This window comes from Streptomyces sp. NPDC002513 (genome assembly GCF_053595355.1).
In genome coordinates, this window is record NZ_JBSFXK010000040.1 from 39,640 (window position 1) to 56,413 (window position 16,774).

14 protein-coding genes and 2 pseudogenes are annotated in these 16,774 nt (G+C 72.8%); 12 read left to right on the forward strand and 4 right to left on the reverse strand.

Features of this window, described 5'->3' with window-relative positions; all coding sequences use genetic code 11:
• Positions 1-4 precede the first annotated feature (4 nt).
• Positions 5-964, reverse strand: coding sequence for an ABC transporter substrate-binding protein (locus ACWD5Q_RS24085; protein WP_451429094.1), 960 nt, complete (start codon positions 962-964; stop codon positions 5-7).
• Positions 965-1,501: 537 nt separating this feature from the next.
• On the opposite strand from ACWD5Q_RS24085, the gene ACWD5Q_RS24090 reads away from it, so the two are divergent.
• The 4 genes from ACWD5Q_RS24090 (at position 1,502) to ACWD5Q_RS24105 (ending at position 4,868) form a co-directional block, all read left to right on the forward strand.
• A complete protein-coding gene (locus ACWD5Q_RS24090; protein WP_451429095.1) occupies positions 1,502-2,725 on the forward strand; it encodes an NAD(P)-dependent malic enzyme in 1,224 nt (407 codons plus the stop codon).
• A gap of 253 nt (positions 2,726-2,978) precedes the next feature.
• Positions 2,979-3,944 carry a zinc-binding dehydrogenase gene (locus ACWD5Q_RS24095; protein ID WP_451429096.1) on the forward strand — a complete coding sequence of 322 codons (966 nt, stop codon included), beginning with the start codon at positions 2,979-2,981 and terminating at the stop codon, positions 3,942-3,944.
• Positions 3,945-4,095: 151 nt separating this feature from the next.
• A complete protein-coding gene (locus ACWD5Q_RS24100; RefSeq protein WP_392617388.1) occupies positions 4,096-4,305 on the forward strand; it encodes a helix-turn-helix domain-containing protein in 210 nt (69 codons plus the stop codon).
• A complete protein-coding gene (locus tag ACWD5Q_RS24105; RefSeq protein WP_451429097.1) occupies positions 4,305-4,868 on the forward strand; it encodes a Clp protease N-terminal domain-containing protein in 564 nt (187 codons plus the stop codon). The genes ACWD5Q_RS24100 and ACWD5Q_RS24105 overlap by 1 nt, the downstream gene beginning before the upstream one ends.
• Positions 4,869-4,904: 36 nt before the next feature.
• On the opposite strand, the gene ACWD5Q_RS24110 is transcribed toward ACWD5Q_RS24105, so the two are convergent.
• Both ACWD5Q_RS24110 and ACWD5Q_RS24115 read right to left on the reverse strand, forming a co-directional pair.
• Positions 4,905-5,936, reverse strand: a complete 1,032-nt coding sequence (locus ACWD5Q_RS24110) for a helix-turn-helix transcriptional regulator (RefSeq protein WP_451429098.1) — start codon at positions 5,934-5,936, stop codon at positions 4,905-4,907.
• Position 5,937: 1 nt separating this feature from the next.
• The gene (locus ACWD5Q_RS24115) at positions 5,938-6,897 is read right to left on the reverse strand and encodes a DUF4097 family beta strand repeat-containing protein (RefSeq protein ID WP_451429099.1); all 960 of its coding nucleotides are present in this window, start codon (positions 6,895-6,897) and stop codon (positions 5,938-5,940) included.
• Between the two features lie 329 nt (positions 6,898-7,226).
• On the opposite strand from ACWD5Q_RS24115, the pseudogene ACWD5Q_RS24120 reads away from it, so the two are divergent.
• Positions 7,227-7,727 (forward strand): annotated as a pseudogene (locus tag ACWD5Q_RS24120) (RNA-guided endonuclease InsQ/TnpB family protein); the annotation flags it as partial.
• A gap of 32 nt (positions 7,728-7,759) precedes the next feature.
• Positions 7,760-8,077: pseudogene (locus ACWD5Q_RS24125) on the forward strand (epoxide hydrolase); the annotation flags it as partial.
• 157 nt (positions 8,078-8,234) lie between these two features.
• Here the strand turns inward: ACWD5Q_RS24125 and ACWD5Q_RS24130 are convergent.
• On the reverse strand, positions 8,235-8,423 hold the full coding sequence (locus ACWD5Q_RS24130; protein WP_451429100.1) for a DUF6104 family protein: 189 nt from the start codon (positions 8,421-8,423) through the stop codon (positions 8,235-8,237).
• Positions 8,424-8,566: 143 nt separating this feature from the next.
• Between ACWD5Q_RS24130 and ACWD5Q_RS24135 the strand changes: the two genes are divergently transcribed.
• The 6 genes from ACWD5Q_RS24135 (at position 8,567) to ACWD5Q_RS24160 (ending at position 16,768) form a co-directional block, all read left to right on the forward strand.
• Complete coding sequence (locus ACWD5Q_RS24135) at positions 8,567-8,995, forward strand: CU044_2847 family protein (RefSeq protein ID WP_451429101.1); 429 nt, start codon at positions 8,567-8,569, stop codon at positions 8,993-8,995.
• Positions 8,988-10,970: a VMAP-C domain-containing protein gene (locus ACWD5Q_RS24140; RefSeq protein ID WP_451429102.1), complete on the forward strand. Its 1,983-nt coding sequence runs from the start codon at positions 8,988-8,990 to the stop codon at positions 10,968-10,970. Before ACWD5Q_RS24135 ends, ACWD5Q_RS24140 begins: the two co-directional genes overlap by 8 nt.
• A gap of 157 nt (positions 10,971-11,127) precedes the next feature.
• Positions 11,128-12,165, forward strand: a complete 1,038-nt coding sequence (locus ACWD5Q_RS24145; protein WP_451429103.1) for an AAA family ATPase — start codon at positions 11,128-11,130, stop codon at positions 12,163-12,165.
• 6 nt (positions 12,166-12,171) lie between these two features.
• The gene (locus ACWD5Q_RS24150) at positions 12,172-15,426 is read left to right on the forward strand and encodes an SAV_2336 N-terminal domain-related protein (protein ID WP_451429104.1); all 3,255 of its coding nucleotides are present in this window, start codon (positions 12,172-12,174) and stop codon (positions 15,424-15,426) included.
• Positions 15,423-15,620 (forward strand): hypothetical protein, encoded by a 198-nt coding sequence (locus ACWD5Q_RS24155; protein WP_451429105.1) that lies wholly within the window; start codon positions 15,423-15,425, stop codon positions 15,618-15,620. Before ACWD5Q_RS24150 ends, ACWD5Q_RS24155 begins: the two co-directional genes overlap by 4 nt.
• Positions 15,617-16,768, forward strand: coding sequence for an FxsB family cyclophane-forming radical SAM/SPASM peptide maturase (locus tag ACWD5Q_RS24160; RefSeq protein WP_451429106.1), 1,152 nt, complete (start codon positions 15,617-15,619; stop codon positions 16,766-16,768). The genes ACWD5Q_RS24155 and ACWD5Q_RS24160 overlap by 4 nt, the downstream gene beginning before the upstream one ends.
• Positions 16,769-16,774: the final 6 nt, after the last annotated feature.

Sequence of the window (16,774 nt, forward strand, 5' to 3'; positions counted from 1 at the left end):
GCGGTCACTTGCCGCCGTTGATGACGGACTCCTTCTCGGCGCCGTCCTCGGCGCCCCACTTCGTGAGGATCTTCTGGTACTCGCCGTTCTTGATGATCGCGTTCATCGCGGCCTGCAGGGCGTCGCGCAGCTGGGTGTTCTCCTTGGCGACCGCGATGCCGTACGGGGCGGCCTCGACCTGGGCGCCCACGAGCTGGAAGTCCTTGCCGCCGCCCGAGGTCTTCACCGCGTACGCGGCCACCGGGAAGTCGGAGGACGCGGCGTCGGCACCGCCGGAACGCAGCCGGGTCTGGGCCTGCTGGTCGTCGTCGAAGGCCTCGATGGTGATCTTCTTGCCGGCCGGGCACTTCTTGTTCTCGCTCTTGGCGAGGTCCTCCGACACGGTGCCCCGCTCCATGACGAGCTTCTTGCCGCACAGGTCCGCCCAGGTCGAGATTCCGCCGGTGTCGCCCTTGCGCGTGTAGATCGAGACGCCCGCGTTCAGGTAGTCGACGAAGTCGACGCCCTCGCCGACCTTCTTGCCGGTGTCGGGGTCGACACCGTCCTGGCGGCTCTTGTTGTCGGTCATCGCGGACATCGCGATGTCATAGCGCTTGGAGCGGAGGCCCGTGAGCAGGGCGTCGAACGTGCCGTTCTCGAACTGGAACGTCACACCGAGCTGCTTGCCCATGGCGTCCGCGAGGTCGGGGTCCAGACCGGCCGTCTTGCCCGAGCCGTCCTTGAACTCCACCGGCGCGTACGCGATGTCCGAGCCGACCTTGATGACGCCTGCCTGGCGGATCGACGCGGGGAGCTTGTCGGCCAGCGGGGCGGACGACGCCGAGGAGCTACCCGTGTTGGTGCCCTTGCCCTTCGTCTGGTCACCGCAGCCGGTGAGCAGCAGGGTGCCCGCGACCGCGATGGCGCCGACCGCGGCTATCCGGGAGCGCGTGGCGGTCGAGCGACGGGTGGAGCTTGCGGTCATGGTGGGTTCCTCCGGCGGGATGAGGGATGCCGATGGGGCGACGAGAAGAGACACCCTTGGGTGTCGTGACCTCGCTGGTTGAGGCATCTTGCCATTGGGCCGCTCATATTCAGGGGCATCGCTATGTCAAAATCGGATAACGGGTGACCCCCGAACCGGGCCCGGACCGCCGATCACAGCCGTGCTTTTGCGGGAATCGCTCCCTCCGGCCGGAAGATCTCCGGCAGATCTCACGATGCGGACGATTGCGTCCCACGCGGCCGTGGCCGTGAGGAGACAAGTCGGAGACTTGTCCATATTTCCGGCCATGAGTCATCTCACCGGCGTGTGACCTTAGCTTTATGGACTCGTCCGGGACACCATCCGTCAGGTAAGAAGGTTCATTACACCCCTCATCAGGGGCTCAGGGCGCGTGTGCGGCGCGCCCGTCGCGTGTGCACCCGTACGCATCAGTCAGCTGGGTCATACGCGGTGCCCGCCCACCCCTTACCAGGAGTGGTCACCCTCAAACAATGCATACCTAAGGGGTACGACACAGTGGCAGCGGAGATCGTCAATCCTCGCAGCGACAACAGTGCGGATCAGGACGGCGGGGCCGAGCCCCTCGATTCCATCGATCCGGCGTTCGCGCTGCACCGCGGTGGCAAGATGGCCGTGCAGGCCACCGTGCCGATCCGCGACAAGGACGACCTGTCCCTTGCGTACACGCCCGGCGTCGCCCGGGTGTGCACCGCCATCGCGGAGCAGCCGGAGCTGGTCAACGACTACACATGGAAGTCGTCGGTCGTCGCCGTCGTGACGGACGGCACGGCCGTGCTCGGACTCGGTGACATCGGTCCCGAGGCGTCCCTCCCGGTCATGGAGGGCAAGGCGATCCTGTTCAAGCAGTTCGGCGGGGTGGACGCGGTCCCGATCGCCCTGGACTGCACGGACGTGGACGAGATCGTGGAGACCGTGGCCCGGCTCGCCCCCTCCTTCGGCGGCGTGAACCTGGAGGACATCTCGGCACCGCGGTGCTTCGAGATCGAGCGCCGGCTCCAGGAGCGGGTGGACATCCCGGTCTTCCACGACGACCAGCACGGCACGGCCGTGGTGACGCTGGCCGCCCTGCGGAACGCCACGCGGCTGACCGGGAAGGGGCTCGGAGATCTGCGGGCCGTCATCTCGGGTGCGGGGGCGGCGGGTGTCGCCATCGCGAAGATGCTGGTCGAGGCGGGTATCGGCGATGTGGCGGTCGCGGACCGCAAGGGCGTCGTGTCGTCCGACCGGGACGACCTGACGCCGGTCAAGCGGGAACTGGCCGGGTTCACGAACAAAGCGGGTCTCACGGGGTCGCTGGAGCACGCCCTCAAGGGCGCCGACGTCTTCATCGGCGTCTCCGGCGGTACGGTGCCGGAGGAGGCCGTCGCCTCGATGGCGGAGGGTGCCTTCGTCTTCGCCATGGCCAACCCGGACCCGGAGGTCCACCCGGACATCGCGCACAAGTACGCGTCCGTGGTGGCGACCGGGCGGTCCGACTTCCCGAACCAGATCAACAACGTGCTGGCGTTCCCCGGCATCTTCGCGGGCGCGCTGCAGGTGCGGGCGTCCCGGATCACCGAGGGCATGAAGCTCGCGGCGGCCGAGGCGCTGGCGTCGGTCGTCGGTGACGACCTGGCGGCCGACTACGTGATCCCGTCGCCCTTCGACGAGCGGGTGGCCCCGGCGGTGACGGCGGCGGTGGCCGCTGCCGCGCGGGCCGAGGGCGTCGCGCGACGCTGACGCCGTGCCGGGCGGGCGGGCGGGATCGTGTGATGCGCCCGCCCGCCCGTTCGTGTTCCGGCGGGATCGTGTGATGCGCCTGCCCGTCCGTGTTCCGGTGGCGTGTGATCCGTCCCGTGCGGCATCGCCGTCGCCCTCGGCGGCGGAGCGCGGGAGATGCGACCGCCGGGCCACGGGGTGCGCCTCCCGGCGGGACACGCGTCACAGCCGGCCCTGGTTCCGTACGCCCGGCGCCGGCCCTATCGTCAAGGTCATGTTCGCTGCCTACGCCGCCCGCATCGACCGCGACCACCCGCTTACCGGCCTGGAGTTGGGAGAGCGCCCGGCCCCCGAGCCGAGGCCAGGCTGGACGGCGGTGAACGTCAGGGCCGCCTCCCTCAACCACCACGACCTGTGGTCACTCAGGGGTGTGGGTCTCTCCGAGGACAAGCTCCCCATGATCCTCGGCTGTGACGCGGCGGGCGTCGACGAGGACGGCAACGAGGTCGTTCTGCACTCCGTCATCGGCCAGACCGGTCACGGCGTGGGCCCCGACGAACCCCGCTCGATCCTCACCGAGCGTTACCAGGGCACTTTCGCCGAGCAGGTCTGTGTCCCCACCTGGAACCTCCTGCCCAAGCCGAAGCAGCTCTCCTTCGAGGAGGCCGCCTGCCTCCCGACCGCCTGGCTGACGGCCTACCGCATGCTCTTCACCAACGCCGGTGTACGCCCCGGGGACTCCGTCCTCGTCCAGGGCGCCGGCGGTGGCGTCGCGACGGCCGCGATCGTGCTGGGCAGGGCGGCCGGGCTGCGGGTCTTCGCGACCAGCCGGGACGAGGCCAAGCGCAAGCGGGCGCTGGAGCTGGGCGCGGTGGAGGCGCTGGAGTCCGGGGCGCGGCTGCCGCAGCGGGTGGACGCCGTCATCGAGACCGTCGGTGCCGCCACCTGGTCCCACTCGGTGAAGTCGCTGCGGCCCGGCGGCACGCTCGTCATCTCGGGCGCCACCAGTGGGGACCGGCCCTCCCACGCGGAACTCACCCGCATCTTCTTCCTGGAGCTGAAGGTGGTGGGCTCCACCATGGGCACCAAGGACGAACTGGAGGATCTGCTCTCCTTCTGCGCGGCCACCGGAGTACGCCCCGTCATCGACGAGGTGCTTCCCCTCGACCGTGCCCGTGAGGGCTTCGAACGCCTGGAGGCGGGCGACCAGTTCGGCAAGATCGTGCTGACTACGAACTGACTCTCTCTCGCGTCCCCCGGCCATGGCGGGACCGCGAGCCCGACTGTGCCCACGGTGGGCCCGGAACCTTCCGGGCCCGCCGGTCGTGTCTCCGCACCCGGAATGTCAACCGGGGTTGACAATGACCTGAGTGTCAACCTACATTGACATCATGACCGAGGCAACGGATCTCGCCGAGCGCGCGGGCGACCACGACCCAAGGGTCGGGCTGCGGGCCGTCGCCGCGCTGCGGAGGCTGCTGGAGCAGTTGGAGGCGGTGCAGGTGCGCAGTGCGCGCAACCAGGGCTGGTCGTGGCAGGAGATCGCCGCGGAGCTCGGAGTCAGCAGGCAGGCCGTGCACAAGAAGTACGGGAGGCAGTGATGTTCGAGCGGTTCACCAAGGACGCCCGCGCGGTGGTCGCAGGCGCCGTCGGGCACTGCGAACGCACGGGTGAGGAACGCGTCGACGAGGGGCATCTGCTGCTCGCCCTCCTTGACCGCGAGGGCGGTCGCGCCGCGTTCGCCCTGGCCTCGCTCGGGCTTGCGGGGCGGCGTGACGCGGTCGCGCGGGACCTTGCCGAGGCCCGCCGTCGCGGTGGCCTCTCCCGCGCCGACGCGGACGCCCTCGCCGGGCTCGGTATCGATCTCACGGAGATCGTCACCCGTGTCGAGGAGGCCCACGGGGAGGGCGCCCTGGCCGCGAGCCGACGGGGCGGGGTGCGACGCATGGGACGGCGTCCCTTCACCCCCGGCGCCCGGGACCTCCTCACCCGGTCCCTGCGCACCGCCCTCGCCCACGGGGACCGGCACATCGGCGACGAGCATCTGCTCCTCGCCCTCACCGCCCGCCCCGGGGTCCCGTCGGAGGTGCTCGCCGACCACGGAGTCACGTATACGGCGGTGGAGCGGGTGCTGTGGGGCGAGGGAGAGGCGAAGGCCGGCTGAGCCCGGCTGCGGCGCCAGGCCCGGGGGGTGCCGACGTCAGCTGCTGCGGGCCCGCAGCGTGGCGCCGATCCGGGCCGCCGCCGTCGACAAGTGGCGTCGGGCGTCGCGGAGTTGTTCCTCCGTCACCCCGTGGTCGCGGGCCGCGTCGCGGATGTCGTCGCGGAAGCGGTCCAGCAACCGGTCGAGGGCCCGGCTGGGGTCGCCCGGGAACTCCTCGTGCGCCCAGGAGGGCTCGTAGGCACCGGGGAAGTCCTCGGGGGTCGTCGTGTACTCCGGTTCCTCCGCCGCCCCCGTGCGGCCGAAGCCGAAGTCCTTTCCGAATCCCTTGCCGAAGTCCTTCCCGAACTCGCCGAAGTCCTTGGCCAGTTCGGTCAGGCCCTCCCGCACACCCGTCGGCCAGTCGCCCCGCGCGAAGTGGTCCTGCACCCGCTGCTGGACCCGCCGCGCCATGCGCTGGAGTTCCTCCTGGGCCTGGGCGCGCGCCTGCTCCTGGGCGTCCTTGGCCTGGCGGCGGGCCTGCTGGGCCTCCTCGCGGGCCCGTCGGCTCTCGTCCTTGGCGCGCCGGGCCTGCTCCTTCCACTCCTGCTTGACGCGGTGCATCTCCTCCTTGGCGGCGCGCCACGCCTCCTTCTCGGCCTGGTCGCCCGGTTCCCCGGAGGACTCCGTGCGCTCCTTGCCCCGGCGGGCCTCGGAGACCGCGGCCCGCATCTCACGGCGCAGATCGCCCGCCGCGCCCCGGACGTCCGCCCGGATCTCGGCGGCCAGCTCCGCGACCGACTCGCGGATCTCCAGTTCTAGGTCGGCCAACTCCGCGCTGCGGTCGGCGAGTTCGGCGCGACCCGCGTCCGTGATCGCGTACACCTTGCGGCCGCCCTCGGTGGTGTGCGTGACCAGGCCCTCGGCCTCCAGCTTGGCCAGCCGGGGGTAGACGGTGCCGGCGGACGGTGCGTACAGCCCCTGGAAGCGCTCCTCCAGCAGCCGTATCACCTCGTATCCGTGGCGGGGTGCCTCGTCGAGCAGCTTCAGCAGGTAGAGCCGCAGTCGTCCATGGGCGAAGACGGGAGCCATGTCAGAGCCCCTTCTGCTCGGTCGGGCCGCCGGTGGTGTCGCCGGAGGAACGGTCGGACGGGACGTGGCCGGACTCGCCGGGGCCATAGGCGGAGTCCGCCTTCTCCTGCGGTGACGGGTCCTGCGGGCCCGGCGCGTCCCATGGCTCTCCCTCCGCGATCGGGCGGCGCAGGATGGCGATGGAGCCGGAGACCGTCGTCGCCTTCAGCCGGCCGTGGCCCCCGCCGAGGCGGCCCGTGATCTTCTTGGCGCCCCACTGGCCGGTCACCCGCAGGTCGTCGAAGGCGTTGGACACGGCGCCGCTCGCCGTGTTCGCCTCGACCTCCGCGTCCGCCGGGTGGGGCAGGCGGATCGCTATCTCACCCGAGACGTTCGTCAGCCGGGCGTCCGTGGGGCCGCCCGTGGGATCGAGGTCCAGGATGATCGAGCCGCTCACGGAGTCGGCCTTCACCAGCGGGGAGGCGCCCTCGATGACGGTGAGGTCACCGGAGACCGAGTTGAGCCGCAGCTCGCCGGTGACGCCCTGGGCCTCCACATTGCCCGAGACCGTGGTGACGTGGAGCGGACCGGTGAGGCCGACCAGGGTCGACTCGCCGGTGACGCCCTTCACGTCGACACCGCCGTCGATTCCCGAGACCACGGCGTTGGACCCGATCACGCCGACCTCCACGCGGGTGGACGCGGGGACGGCCAGAGAGACCACCGCGCTGCGGCGCCAGCCCTTGCGGTCGAGCCACTTGAGGAAGCCCTTCCAGGGAAGGTCGTCGTACGCCACCGTCAGGGTGCCGTCCTTTTGGGTCACCGTGAGCGGAGGGCCCTCGATCGCCGAGACCTCCAGGCGTGCGGAACTCTCGTCCGTGCCCACCACGTTGACCGTTCCGTTGACGGTGCGCACGTGGAGTGCCGTCACGGGGGCGTCGAAGGTGAGCTTCCTCGGCTCTGCGACGGACCACTCGGACATGGGGTGACCTCCTCGGCCGGTGCGGGACGACGTACTAGACGGACGGCGCCGCGGGCGTGGCGACGGCACGAGGGTGAGGCCACCCAACGCGCCATATCGCGTCTTCGTATTCACGATATATCGTGGATGCGCAAAGTCAAGGTGTCCGCTGTGGGCAACCGCGGCGCCGGCGCTCACCGGCCGGGGCGGCTCGGTCCGCACGGACCCCGGCTTGCGCACGGCCGGGACCAGCGCGTCCAACACTTCGGCGAGTTGAGGCACGAGCCGGAACCGGGCGGCGTGGTACTGGATCGCCGAACAACTCATGGAAATGGCCCGGCTCGCCAGGACTCCGCGCGAAAGCCAAGCGCCGGGCCCTGGACTGGCAGCACCGGACGACCACCGACATCGCCCGCACCTACGGCACCGTCGTGGTCGAAGCACTCACCATCACGAACATGCTCAAGTCCGCCAGGGGAACGGTCGAAGAGCCAGGGAAGAACGTCGCCCGGAAGTCCGGGCTGAACCGCTCCATCAGCCAGGAGGCATGGGGCCGCACGGTCACCATGCTGACGTACAAGACCGCCCGGCTCGGCGGCACCCTGGTCAAGGTCCCCGCCCCCGGCACCTCCAGGCGCTGCTCAGCGTGCGGCTTCAGCACGCCCGGCAGTCGGGAATCCCAGGCCGTGTTCGTGTGCAGGAACCCGGACTGCGGCTGGTCGGGCAACGCTGACCACAACGCAGCCCGGAACGTCTTGCACCTGTACCGGATGGGCCTCGCGCTCATCCCGGCTGCCGGGAGGGCAGTCGTCAGGCGCGCCAAGCGCGTCAAGCCCGCTGCCGCAAGGTAAGCAGGAATCTCCCGGCCTCAGCCAGGAGAGCACTTCAATGGGTCAACAACTCCATCGCCACGTCGATGCGTTACTACGCGAACGCCAACCGCTACCCCTGGGCCCCCGCCCACGACCGCATCCCGGTCGTGCAGGCCCCGGTCGGCCTCACCTTCGTCACATACGAGAACCCGCCCGGCATCCACACCGCCACCGAGCGCGTCCGGGCGTTCAAGACCGGCCCGCAGGCCGATTGGTTCAACCACGTCAACGTCAACGCCCACGACCACGGCGGTCACTTCATCCCCTGGGAGAACCCCGACGCCTGGGTGAGCGACCTGCGCCGCACCTATCACGGCCGCAGGCCATGAACGACCCTGCGGACTCGTCCGGTGACGGGCCGGACGAACGTTGCCTGGCGGGGGCGTGCGCGTCGGCCGACCGGCCCGCACCGCCTGCCACTCGTCAGATCGCCACGCCCCACAGAGCGTGATCATCCACGGCCGAGATCCATTTTCGCGAGGGACCTCAGTCGTCGTCCTCGTCGTCCTCGTCGTCCAGTCGTGCCAGCCACGTCGCCAGCCGCTCCACCGGCACCTCGAAATCGGGGTTGAGATCCACGAAGGCACGCAACTGGTCGGCGAGCCACTCGAAGGTGATCTCCTCCTCGCCGCGTCGCTTCTCCAGCTCTTCGATGCCACGGTCGGTGAAGTACATGCGTTCAGAATATGCGCCACTTGGCCGGTTAGCGGTCTCGCTCGGGAACCGCCCGGGCGGCTAGCCTCGTCGCAGTTCAAGAGCCCGGAAGCCCATGGTGTGTCGGTGGCCGGGCGAGCGGAGCCGCACAGGGCGGGGGAGCCATGGACGAGACGCTGCGGGAGATCACACTGCCCGGGGGCCAGACGGTGCTGGCGCGGGTGACTCCCGCGCCGGGCGCGGCGCATCCCGGCGGGTACGGCTCGGACGACCTCGACATCGGGGTGGGACACCGTGCGGCGGCCAAGCTGGAGCAACTGGGAGAGCTGATCCAGGGGGTCGGGCAGTCGGTCCTGGACGCGGCGCGGTCCGCGCGGCCGGACGAGGCGACCATCACCTTCGGCGTCGAGATCGTCACCAAGCCCGGCAAGGCGATCGCCGTGCTCGCCGACGGCGAGGCCAAGGCGTCCCTGGAGGTCAGCCTGGTGTGGAAGCTCGACGAGCGCCGCGCCCGGGCCACCTCGGACGCCACGGCCGGCGTCACCGCAGAGCCCGCCCCGGCCGTCACCGCCGAATCCCCCGCGGATGTCTGAGCGGCGCGATGCCCGCCTCGAGCACCTGATCGAGAACGCCACGGTCCACTTCCACTCCGCGCGCCCGGCGGACGAGACCATGTGGGGCAGTGGCTTTCTCGTCGCCCCGGGCTGGGTGCTGACCTGTGCCCATGTGCTGCTCGGTCGGATCGGGGACGGCGGCGAGGAGGAGTTCCGGGTGCGGGGCCCCGGCCTGCTCGACGGCCGTCCCGTTCCCGCCCGGCTCGAGGAGTGCCTCTACCGGGGATCCCTGGGCGGGCGGGAGCGGACCAATCTGCCCGTGGACCAGGACATGGCCCTCGTACGCCTGCTCGACCGCTCCGTGGAGCACGAGTGCGTCTGGCTGAGCGACCGCTCCGACCACCCGCTCGGCGACCACCGGATCGTGTACGGCTACCGGCCCCTCGCCGACGGCGCGGCCCAGGCGTGGAACGGCGAGGCCACGGTGAACGCCCACGACGGCCCGTACGGGCTGCGGCTCGGGCCGAGCAACGAGTTCCCGGACGGAGTCTCCGGCGGCCCGGTGCTGCACCCGGCCACCGGAGCCGTCGTGGCCGTCATCAAGTGCCGCCGCGGCGACCGGGACGGCGGGCTGTCCATCGCGGTCTCGGTGATGCGGCGGTTCGCGGCGTACCACCAGGTGATCGCCGCGCACGACGCATGGCACGAGGGGCGCCGCAGGACGGAGCACAACTGGGTCGCCCGGCAGGCGAAGCTGCCCGGGACCCCGAGCGAGGCCGATTCCGACCAGTGGACCCCCGCGGACCGCCGCACGGCGCTCGCGCTGCTGGCGGCGGTCGAGCCGGCCGACGCGCCGCACACCATCACCCAGCTCGTGCGCAAGGCGCGCGGCGACGACCCGGCCGGCCGCCCGCACCTGCCCGTCTCCTGGCGGGACGGGCACGGGCAGCTCTACGAGGGGGACCGGCCGCAGGAGGCGTTCGTCCATCTGCGCTACCTCCGCCTGGTCCAGCTGTTCCTGGAGGCCCGCGACCCCAAGGACCCGGCCGCCGTCGAAGCGCTCGGCGACTGGATACGGGAGCGGCTCACCGAGGTCAGGCCGGCGGTGCGCACCAGCGTGGCGGACGCCGTGTTGCCGCCCGGGCTGCTCCCGTCCGGGCAGCGCACCGTGGAGCCGTACCCGGGACCGGGCGAGCGCGGTGTGGTGCTGCTGGAACTGGAGCCGCTCGACGACGACCACAGCCGCTTCTACTGGACGCTGCGCATCGACGACGGGGGCGAGAACAGCGATATACCCCGGTACGGGGTGACCACCGGCCCCGGCGTCGCCCGGGACGATCTGCGCACGGCGCTCGACAAGCCGCTCGCCAAGGCCTTCGAGGCGGTGGACCGCCCGGAGCAGCCGGCGCCGCTCGAGGTCGCCCTGGACCTCTCGCACTTCGACACCCCCGTCCACACCTGGCAGATCTACGACTCCGCGCCGCTGTGGGACCGAACGCGCCAGCAGCTCCTCGGCGTACGCCGTCCCGTGGTCATTCGCGACATCGAGCGCCGGGGAGTTCCGGCCGAATCCTGGGACACCCGCTGGGCGGAGATGCTCGCCGGCGGACGGCTGACCGCGCGGAACACCGTCTTCGACGCCGGCCCCCCGCACGCCCGCCAGTTCGCGGAGATGTCCCCCGGACAGATCCCCGTGCAGTGCCGGCGGGCCGGATCGGGGGCCGGCCGGACGGCGATGCGCCTGGCCCTGGACGCCGGACACGGAGTGGCGCTGTGGCACTCCGGGGACCACCCGGGACACCGGTGCGGACCCCGCTGCGACGACCTGCACCGCTCGGCCGTCGGCTTTCTGGCCGAGGTGGCCGATCCGGCTGAACTACCGGACCGCCTCCGCCGTATCAGAGAGCACGTCAGTACCGGGAACGGATATCGCTGGGCCGGTGAGGTCGCCGTCCTCTACGACGACCCGCGCCGTCCCCTGCCCGCGGAAGAGGGGGTGTTCGACGCCCCATGACTCCCCGTGGACACCCGGCGACACCTGTGCACGGCTGGCCGGAAATCGACTGCCTACTCTGTGTGAACGGGTACGTTTTCAGGGGCCCGTTGTGGGCGCCGCCTGCCCTCGTCGGCCGTGACGCGCCGTGCCATCGATCGTCGACGAGGAGCGAACCATGAGCGAGTGGCTGGTCTACCGGGGCAAGGGCGAGCCCGCGCCGGCACGCGTCGACTCCCTGCCGCCGCCCCCGCACTGGCGCCGGTTCGACGGTGAGCCCCTCGACGGCGTGTACACCGTCCCCGCGATCGACAGCGCCTCCTCCCGGCGGCTCGGCCGCCGCCCCCCGCTGCCCGTGCAGGACCCACGAGCCGTGGAACTCATCAACGCCGCCCTCTACTTGAGGCGTCCGCTGCTGGTCACGGGGGAGCCCGGCTCCGGCAAGAGCACCCTGGCCCACGCGCTGGCCCATGAACTGGGGCTCGGCCGTGTGCTGCAGTGGCCCGTCGTCAGCCGCACCGAACTGACCTCGGGGCTGTACGCCTACGACGCGATCGGCCGCCTCCAGGACGCCCAACTGGACCGGGCGGGAGCCGAGGAGACACAGGAGTCGCCCGGGGCGCGCCGCGATCTCTCGATCGGCCGCTACATCCGGCTGGGTCCGCTGGGCACCGCCCTGCTCCCGATGAAACGCCCCCGGGTCCTGCTCATCGACGAGCTGGACAAGAGCGACATCGACCTGCCGAACGACCTGCTCAACGTCGTCGAGGAGGGGGAGTTCGGCATCCCCCAGCTCGAGCGCATCGCCGACCGTCCCGGCCAGGGCACCGTGCAGGTCCTCACCGACGACGGGCTGCGGGCGCCCGTCACCGGCGGCCGGATCCGCTGCCACGCGTTTCCCGTGATCGTGATGACGAGCAACGGCGAACGCGACTTCCCCGCCCCGCTGTTGCGCCGGTGCATCCATCTGCACCTCGACCCGCCACGCGGCGACCGGCTCGCCGCCATGGTGCAGGCCCACTTCGGCGACGACGCCGACCGGGACCACTCCGATCTCGTGGAGCTGTTCGCCACGGACGGGGCGGGCGGGCACCGGCCGGCCGACCAGTTGCTCAACGCCATCTTCCTCACCCAGCGGGTGGCTCCGCCGGGCAGCCCGCGCCGTACGGAACTGGCGCGGCTGCTGATGGGTTCACTCGACTCCGGACAGCGGTGACCCGCCATGACCGTCGCCGCCTCCCTGGAGCTGCTCGCGCGCCGGCTGCGCGAGGCCGGGATCGCTCCGGACGCCGAGGAACTCGCGGACGCGCTCTGGCTCGCCCGCCACGTCCCCGGCGGCACGGCGGCCACCGCAGCCACCGGCGAGGACACCGCCGGGGCGGTCTCCGGCACCGGGCCCGGCAGCCGCCGTAGCGCCGTGCCGCCCGAGACGTCCCTGGCCGTGCCCGCCCGGAAGCAGGCCGCGGACCGCCGGACGCCGGCGGTCGGCGGCATCGCGACCGAGGGCCCCGCGGACGGCGGGGGCACGGTCGTCTCCACCCAGGTGCCCGCCGCCTCCGTGCTGCCCGAACCGCTCGGCTTGCAACGGGCGTTACGGCCGCTCAACCGCTACCGGCCGCCGGGCGGGCCCTCGTGGTCGGGGCTGGACGAGGAGGCGACCGCGCAGCGGGCGGCCGACACCGGTGTGGTCGTCCCGGTGCCGGCCCCGGGGCAGCGCCGTGAGGCACGCCTCCAGCTCGTCATGGACGTCTCCTCGTCCACCGTGGTGTGGCAGAACACCTTCGCGGAGCTGCGCCAGGTCTGCGAACGCGCCGGCGCCTTCCGGGAGATCCGGACGCACTACCTCCATGAGGGAGTGAACGGGGTACGGGTGGCGTCCTCACCGGACCCGTCGTCCCCCGGCGCCGGCCCCGGTCTGCTGCGCGACCCGAGCGGACACCGGCTGACCCTGGTCCTCAGCGACTGCGCGGGCCCGCTGTGGCGCAACGGCAGCATGCAGCGGCTGCTGCACGACTGGGCCACCTGCGCCCCGGTCGCCGTCCTGCAGCCGCTGCCCCAGCGGATGTGGCGCGGCACCCATCTGCCCGCCTACTCCGGGGAACTGCGCCGCCTCGAAGGACTGACCGGCGGCCTGGAGTTCCGGTCGGAACGCGCCGGCCCCCCGCCACGGCGCGCCCTGCCGGTGCCCGTGCTCGCCCTGCGCCCCTCCTCCCTCGCCCACTGGGTCCGCCTCGTGTCCGACGCGACCGCCCAGCGGCAGGTCGCCTCCGCGGCCTGGGTGCGCGCCGACCACCCGGCGACCGCCGCACGGCCGCTCGCCCAGCGGGAGATCACCTCACGCGAGCGGGTCCGCGGCTTCAGGCGTACCGCCTCGCAGGACGCACGGCACCTCGCCGAGTACCTGGCCACCGTGCCCCTCGCCCTGCCGGTGATGCAGCTCGTGCAGCGGGCGATGCTGCCCGGCAGCGGCCCCGAGGCGATGGCGGAGGTCCTCCTCGGCGGGCTGATCAGACGCAGTGACGCCGACGCGCACGGCGGCTACGAGTTCATCGGGAGCGTGCGCGAGGAACTGCTGCGCCATCTGCCCGGCAGCGAAGCCCAACTGGTCCTCAAGCACAGCTCGCAGTACGTCGAGCGGCACTACGGCCGCGCGTCCCGCAACTTCCCGGCGCTGGCCGCCGCCTACCTCTCCGGCGCGACGACCCCACCCCCCGTCGCCGAGGACGGCGGCGACGACCGTCTGCTGCGCGCCTTCGCCCGGGTCTCCTCGCAGGTCCTCGCCCGCTACGGGAAGGTCCCCGCGGCCGTGTCCGGCCTGGGCCCGGCGCAGCTCGCCTCGCGCGCGCACGAACTGCTCGACCGCTACGCCGCCCAGGGCACCGCCCGCGACCTGGACGAGGGCATCGCCCTGCTGCGCCGGGCCCTGGAGGCCGAGCGCCGGCAGACGGAACAGCGCGCACTGCACAGCCGGCTGGCCGGCGCCCTGCTGGAGCGCTGGCGGGCGGCGGGGACCCCCGACAACCTGCGGGAGGCGTACGAGGTCCTGCCCGGGCAGCGCAAGAGCGACCCGGCGGAACTCGTCATGGAGGCGGAGATCCTGCTGCACCTCGCGGCCGATCTGGAGACCGCGGGCGCCGCCGCCGCGACCCTGCCCGCCGGGCTCGGCCACGATCTCGGCGAGCCCGACGCGTCCCCGGGCCGACTGGCCCTGCTCGCCTGCCTCCAGGCCCGGCAGCGCCTGGAGGAGATCCCGCCCGACGCGGAGCAGCGGACGGCGCGCGCCATGGAACTGCGGGCCACCGCCGCGTTCCAGGCGGCATCGCTGGTCGCCCGGACCGGCTCCGCCGTCCTCGGCCCGGACGAGGGGACGCCGCAGGACTGGGCCGCCCAGCAGTTCGAACAGGCGGCGGGCCTCGCGACCCGGTACCGGCAGCACTGCGGCACGTCGTCGTCCCGTCTCCTGGAGGCCCGGGCGCTGCTCGCCCTGGCCCGGCACGACTCGGGACGCGACGCGCGGCCCTGGGAGCCCGGCCCCGAGCGGCGCGCCCTCGCCCACCGGTCCGCCGAACTGGCCGAGGTGGGCTTCCGGGAGGCGTTACCGCTGCGCGCGGCCGAGGGCGCCGACGCCCGGGAGCTGACCCGGATCTGTCTGGACACGGCCGGTGCCCTGGACCTCACCCGGGACGCGGAGCACGATCCCCCCACCCGCCGCAGGATCACCGCCGTGCTCCAGCAGGCGCTGGACTACGCGGGCGACGTCACGGAACTGCGGGCCGAGTGCTTGGACCGGCTGGGCGAGGCCTGCCTGGCGACCTACGGACTGACCCGCGCCACGGACGATCTGGAGGCGGCCGTCCGGTCCTGGTGGCAGGCGACCGGGGAACTGCCCCGGGACGATCCCGCCCGGCCCGGGCTGCTGCTCCGGCTGGGCCTCGCCCTGGGCGCCGCCGACGCGTGGACGGACGCGGTGCGGGTTCTGCGGACGGCCGTCGACGAATCCTCCGAGCAGGACCCCGAACTGCCGCGCCGCCGGGTGGAACTGGGCGAGGCGCTGCTGCACCGGAACCAGCGCCAGGGCGGGCTGTCCGACCTGCACGAGGCCGACTGGATAGTGGGCACCGCCGCGCGGGAGACCGACGACGACCTGCTCGCCGCACGGGCCTGGCGGCTGCGCGCCGTGGCCGCGGGGCGGCTCGCCGCGCACACGGCGCAGCGGTCGGACTGGGAGGCGGTCGCCGACCATCTGCTGCGCGCCGCCGACCTGTACCGGGACCTGGACCTCGCGGGCCCTCAGGCCCGTGTGCGCGTCGAACGCGGCGAGGCCCTCGGCCGGGCCTCGGCCCCGGCCCGCGCCGCCGAGGAGTACCGCACGGCGCTTCGGCTGTACGAGCGGGCCGGGCTGGGCGACGGGGACGAGGCGGAGCGCGCCCGGGCCGCCCTGAGCGCCCTGGAGCCGGGCGGCGGGGGCGACGTATGAGAGGACCGGACGGCTCCGCGGGCATACCCCTGCCCGTTTTCGAGCGCCCCGGCCCGGACGGCACCCGCCATCCCGTGCTCGCCGCGGTCCTCGCCGAACTGCACGCCCGGGAGGCGGAGGACGAACCCCCGGCCGCCTACTACGGCGACTCGCCCGACCCCTCGCCGCGCCCCCCGGCGGGAGCCGCGCCGTGAGCGCCGACTGCCTGCGCCAGTTCGTCCTCAAGATGCACAGCCGCTGCAACCTGGACTGCACGTACTGCTACGTCTACCGCAGCCCGGACCGCAGTTGGCGGGACCGCCCGCACCACACCGACGAGCGCACCATGCGGCAGACCGCCCGGCGCATCGCCGAGCACGTCGAGACGCACCGGCCCCGGTCCGTGCGGGTCGACCTGCACGGCGGGGAGCCGCTGCTGACCGGACCCGAACCGCTCGTCGCGTACGCCGAGACCGTGCGCCACGCCGTACCGGACGGCACCGGTGTGACGGTCACCGTCCAGACCAACGGCACCCTGCTCACCCGGCCCGCGCTCGACCGCCTCGCCGACGCCGGCATCCGGATCGGGCTCAGCCTCGACGGCGGCACGGCCGCCCTCAACGCCCGCCGCGTCGACCACGCGGGCCGCCCCTCCTGGCCCGCCGTCCGCCGCGCGGCCCGGCTGCTGGCCGCACGGCGGCCGGACGCCTACGCCGGCCTGCTGTGCACCGTCGACCCGGCCGGCGACCCCGCCGAGGTCTACCGCTCGCTGCGGGCCCTGGCCCCGCCCGCGCTCGACTTCCTGCTGCCGCACCTGCACTGGGGCACCCGCCCGCCCGGCCGCCACCGGCCGGCCCCCACGCCGTACGGGGACTGGCTGGCCGACGTCTTCGACCTGTGGTGGGACGACGTCGCCCCGGGCCGGCCGCGGGTGCGCCTGTTCACCGAGATCGTGGCGCTGCTGGTGGGCGGCTCCTCACGGACCGACGCGGTGGGACTGTCGCCGATCGCCGCGATCGTGGTGGAGACCGACGGCACCATCGAACGGCTCGACTCGCTGAAGACGGCCTACCCGGGCGCCCCCGCCACCGGCCTCGACGTCTTCCGCAACTCCTTCGACGAGGCGCTGCGCCACCCCCGGGTCGCCGCGCTGCGGGCCGGGCCCGCGGCGCTCGGCGACGACTGCCGCGCCTGCCCGGTGGTGCGGATCTGCGGCGGCGGCAACTACGCCCACCGCTACTCCGCCGTCACGGGCCACTTCCGGCAGCCGAGCGTGCACTGCGCCGATTTGGAGCGCGTCATCCGGCACGCCGCCGCGCGGATCGGCGAGCAGCTCTCCGTATCGTCAAGGAGTCTGGTCTAACGTGGA

What these genes read in the sequence shown, in the direction of transcription:
- ACWD5Q_RS24095 (WP_451429096.1), top strand. Translation starts at nt 2,979, where the DNA reads ATGTTCGCTGCCTACGCCGCCCGCATCGACCGCGACCACCCGCTTACC.
- ACWD5Q_RS24110 (WP_451429098.1), bottom strand. Translation starts at nt 5,936, where the DNA reads ATGGCTCCCGTCTTCGCCCATGGACGACTGCGGCTCTACCTGCTGAAG.
- ACWD5Q_RS24150 (WP_451429104.1), top strand. Translation starts at nt 12,172, where the DNA reads ATGACCGTCGCCGCCTCCCTGGAGCTGCTCGCGCGCCGGCTGCGCGAG.
- ACWD5Q_RS24085 (WP_451429094.1), bottom strand. Translation starts at nt 964, where the DNA reads ATGACCGCAAGCTCCACCCGTCGCTCGACCGCCACGCGCTCCCGGATA.
- ACWD5Q_RS24130 (WP_451429100.1), bottom strand. Translation starts at nt 8,423, where the DNA reads ATGTACTTCACCGACCGTGGCATCGAAGAGCTGGAGAAGCGACGCGGC.
- ACWD5Q_RS24135 (WP_451429101.1), top strand. Translation starts at nt 8,567, where the DNA reads ATGGACGAGACGCTGCGGGAGATCACACTGCCCGGGGGCCAGACGGTG.
- ACWD5Q_RS24140 (WP_451429102.1), top strand. Translation starts at nt 8,988, where the DNA reads ATGTCTGAGCGGCGCGATGCCCGCCTCGAGCACCTGATCGAGAACGCC.
- ACWD5Q_RS24100 (WP_392617388.1), top strand. Translation starts at nt 4,096, where the DNA reads ATGACCGAGGCAACGGATCTCGCCGAGCGCGCGGGCGACCACGACCCA.
- ACWD5Q_RS24105 (WP_451429097.1), top strand. Translation starts at nt 4,305, where the DNA reads ATGTTCGAGCGGTTCACCAAGGACGCCCGCGCGGTGGTCGCAGGCGCC.
- ACWD5Q_RS24115 (WP_451429099.1), bottom strand. Translation starts at nt 6,897, where the DNA reads ATGTCCGAGTGGTCCGTCGCAGAGCCGAGGAAGCTCACCTTCGACGCC.
- ACWD5Q_RS24155 (WP_451429105.1), top strand. Translation starts at nt 15,423, where the DNA reads ATGAGAGGACCGGACGGCTCCGCGGGCATACCCCTGCCCGTTTTCGAG.
- ACWD5Q_RS24145 (WP_451429103.1), top strand. Translation starts at nt 11,128, where the DNA reads ATGAGCGAGTGGCTGGTCTACCGGGGCAAGGGCGAGCCCGCGCCGGCA.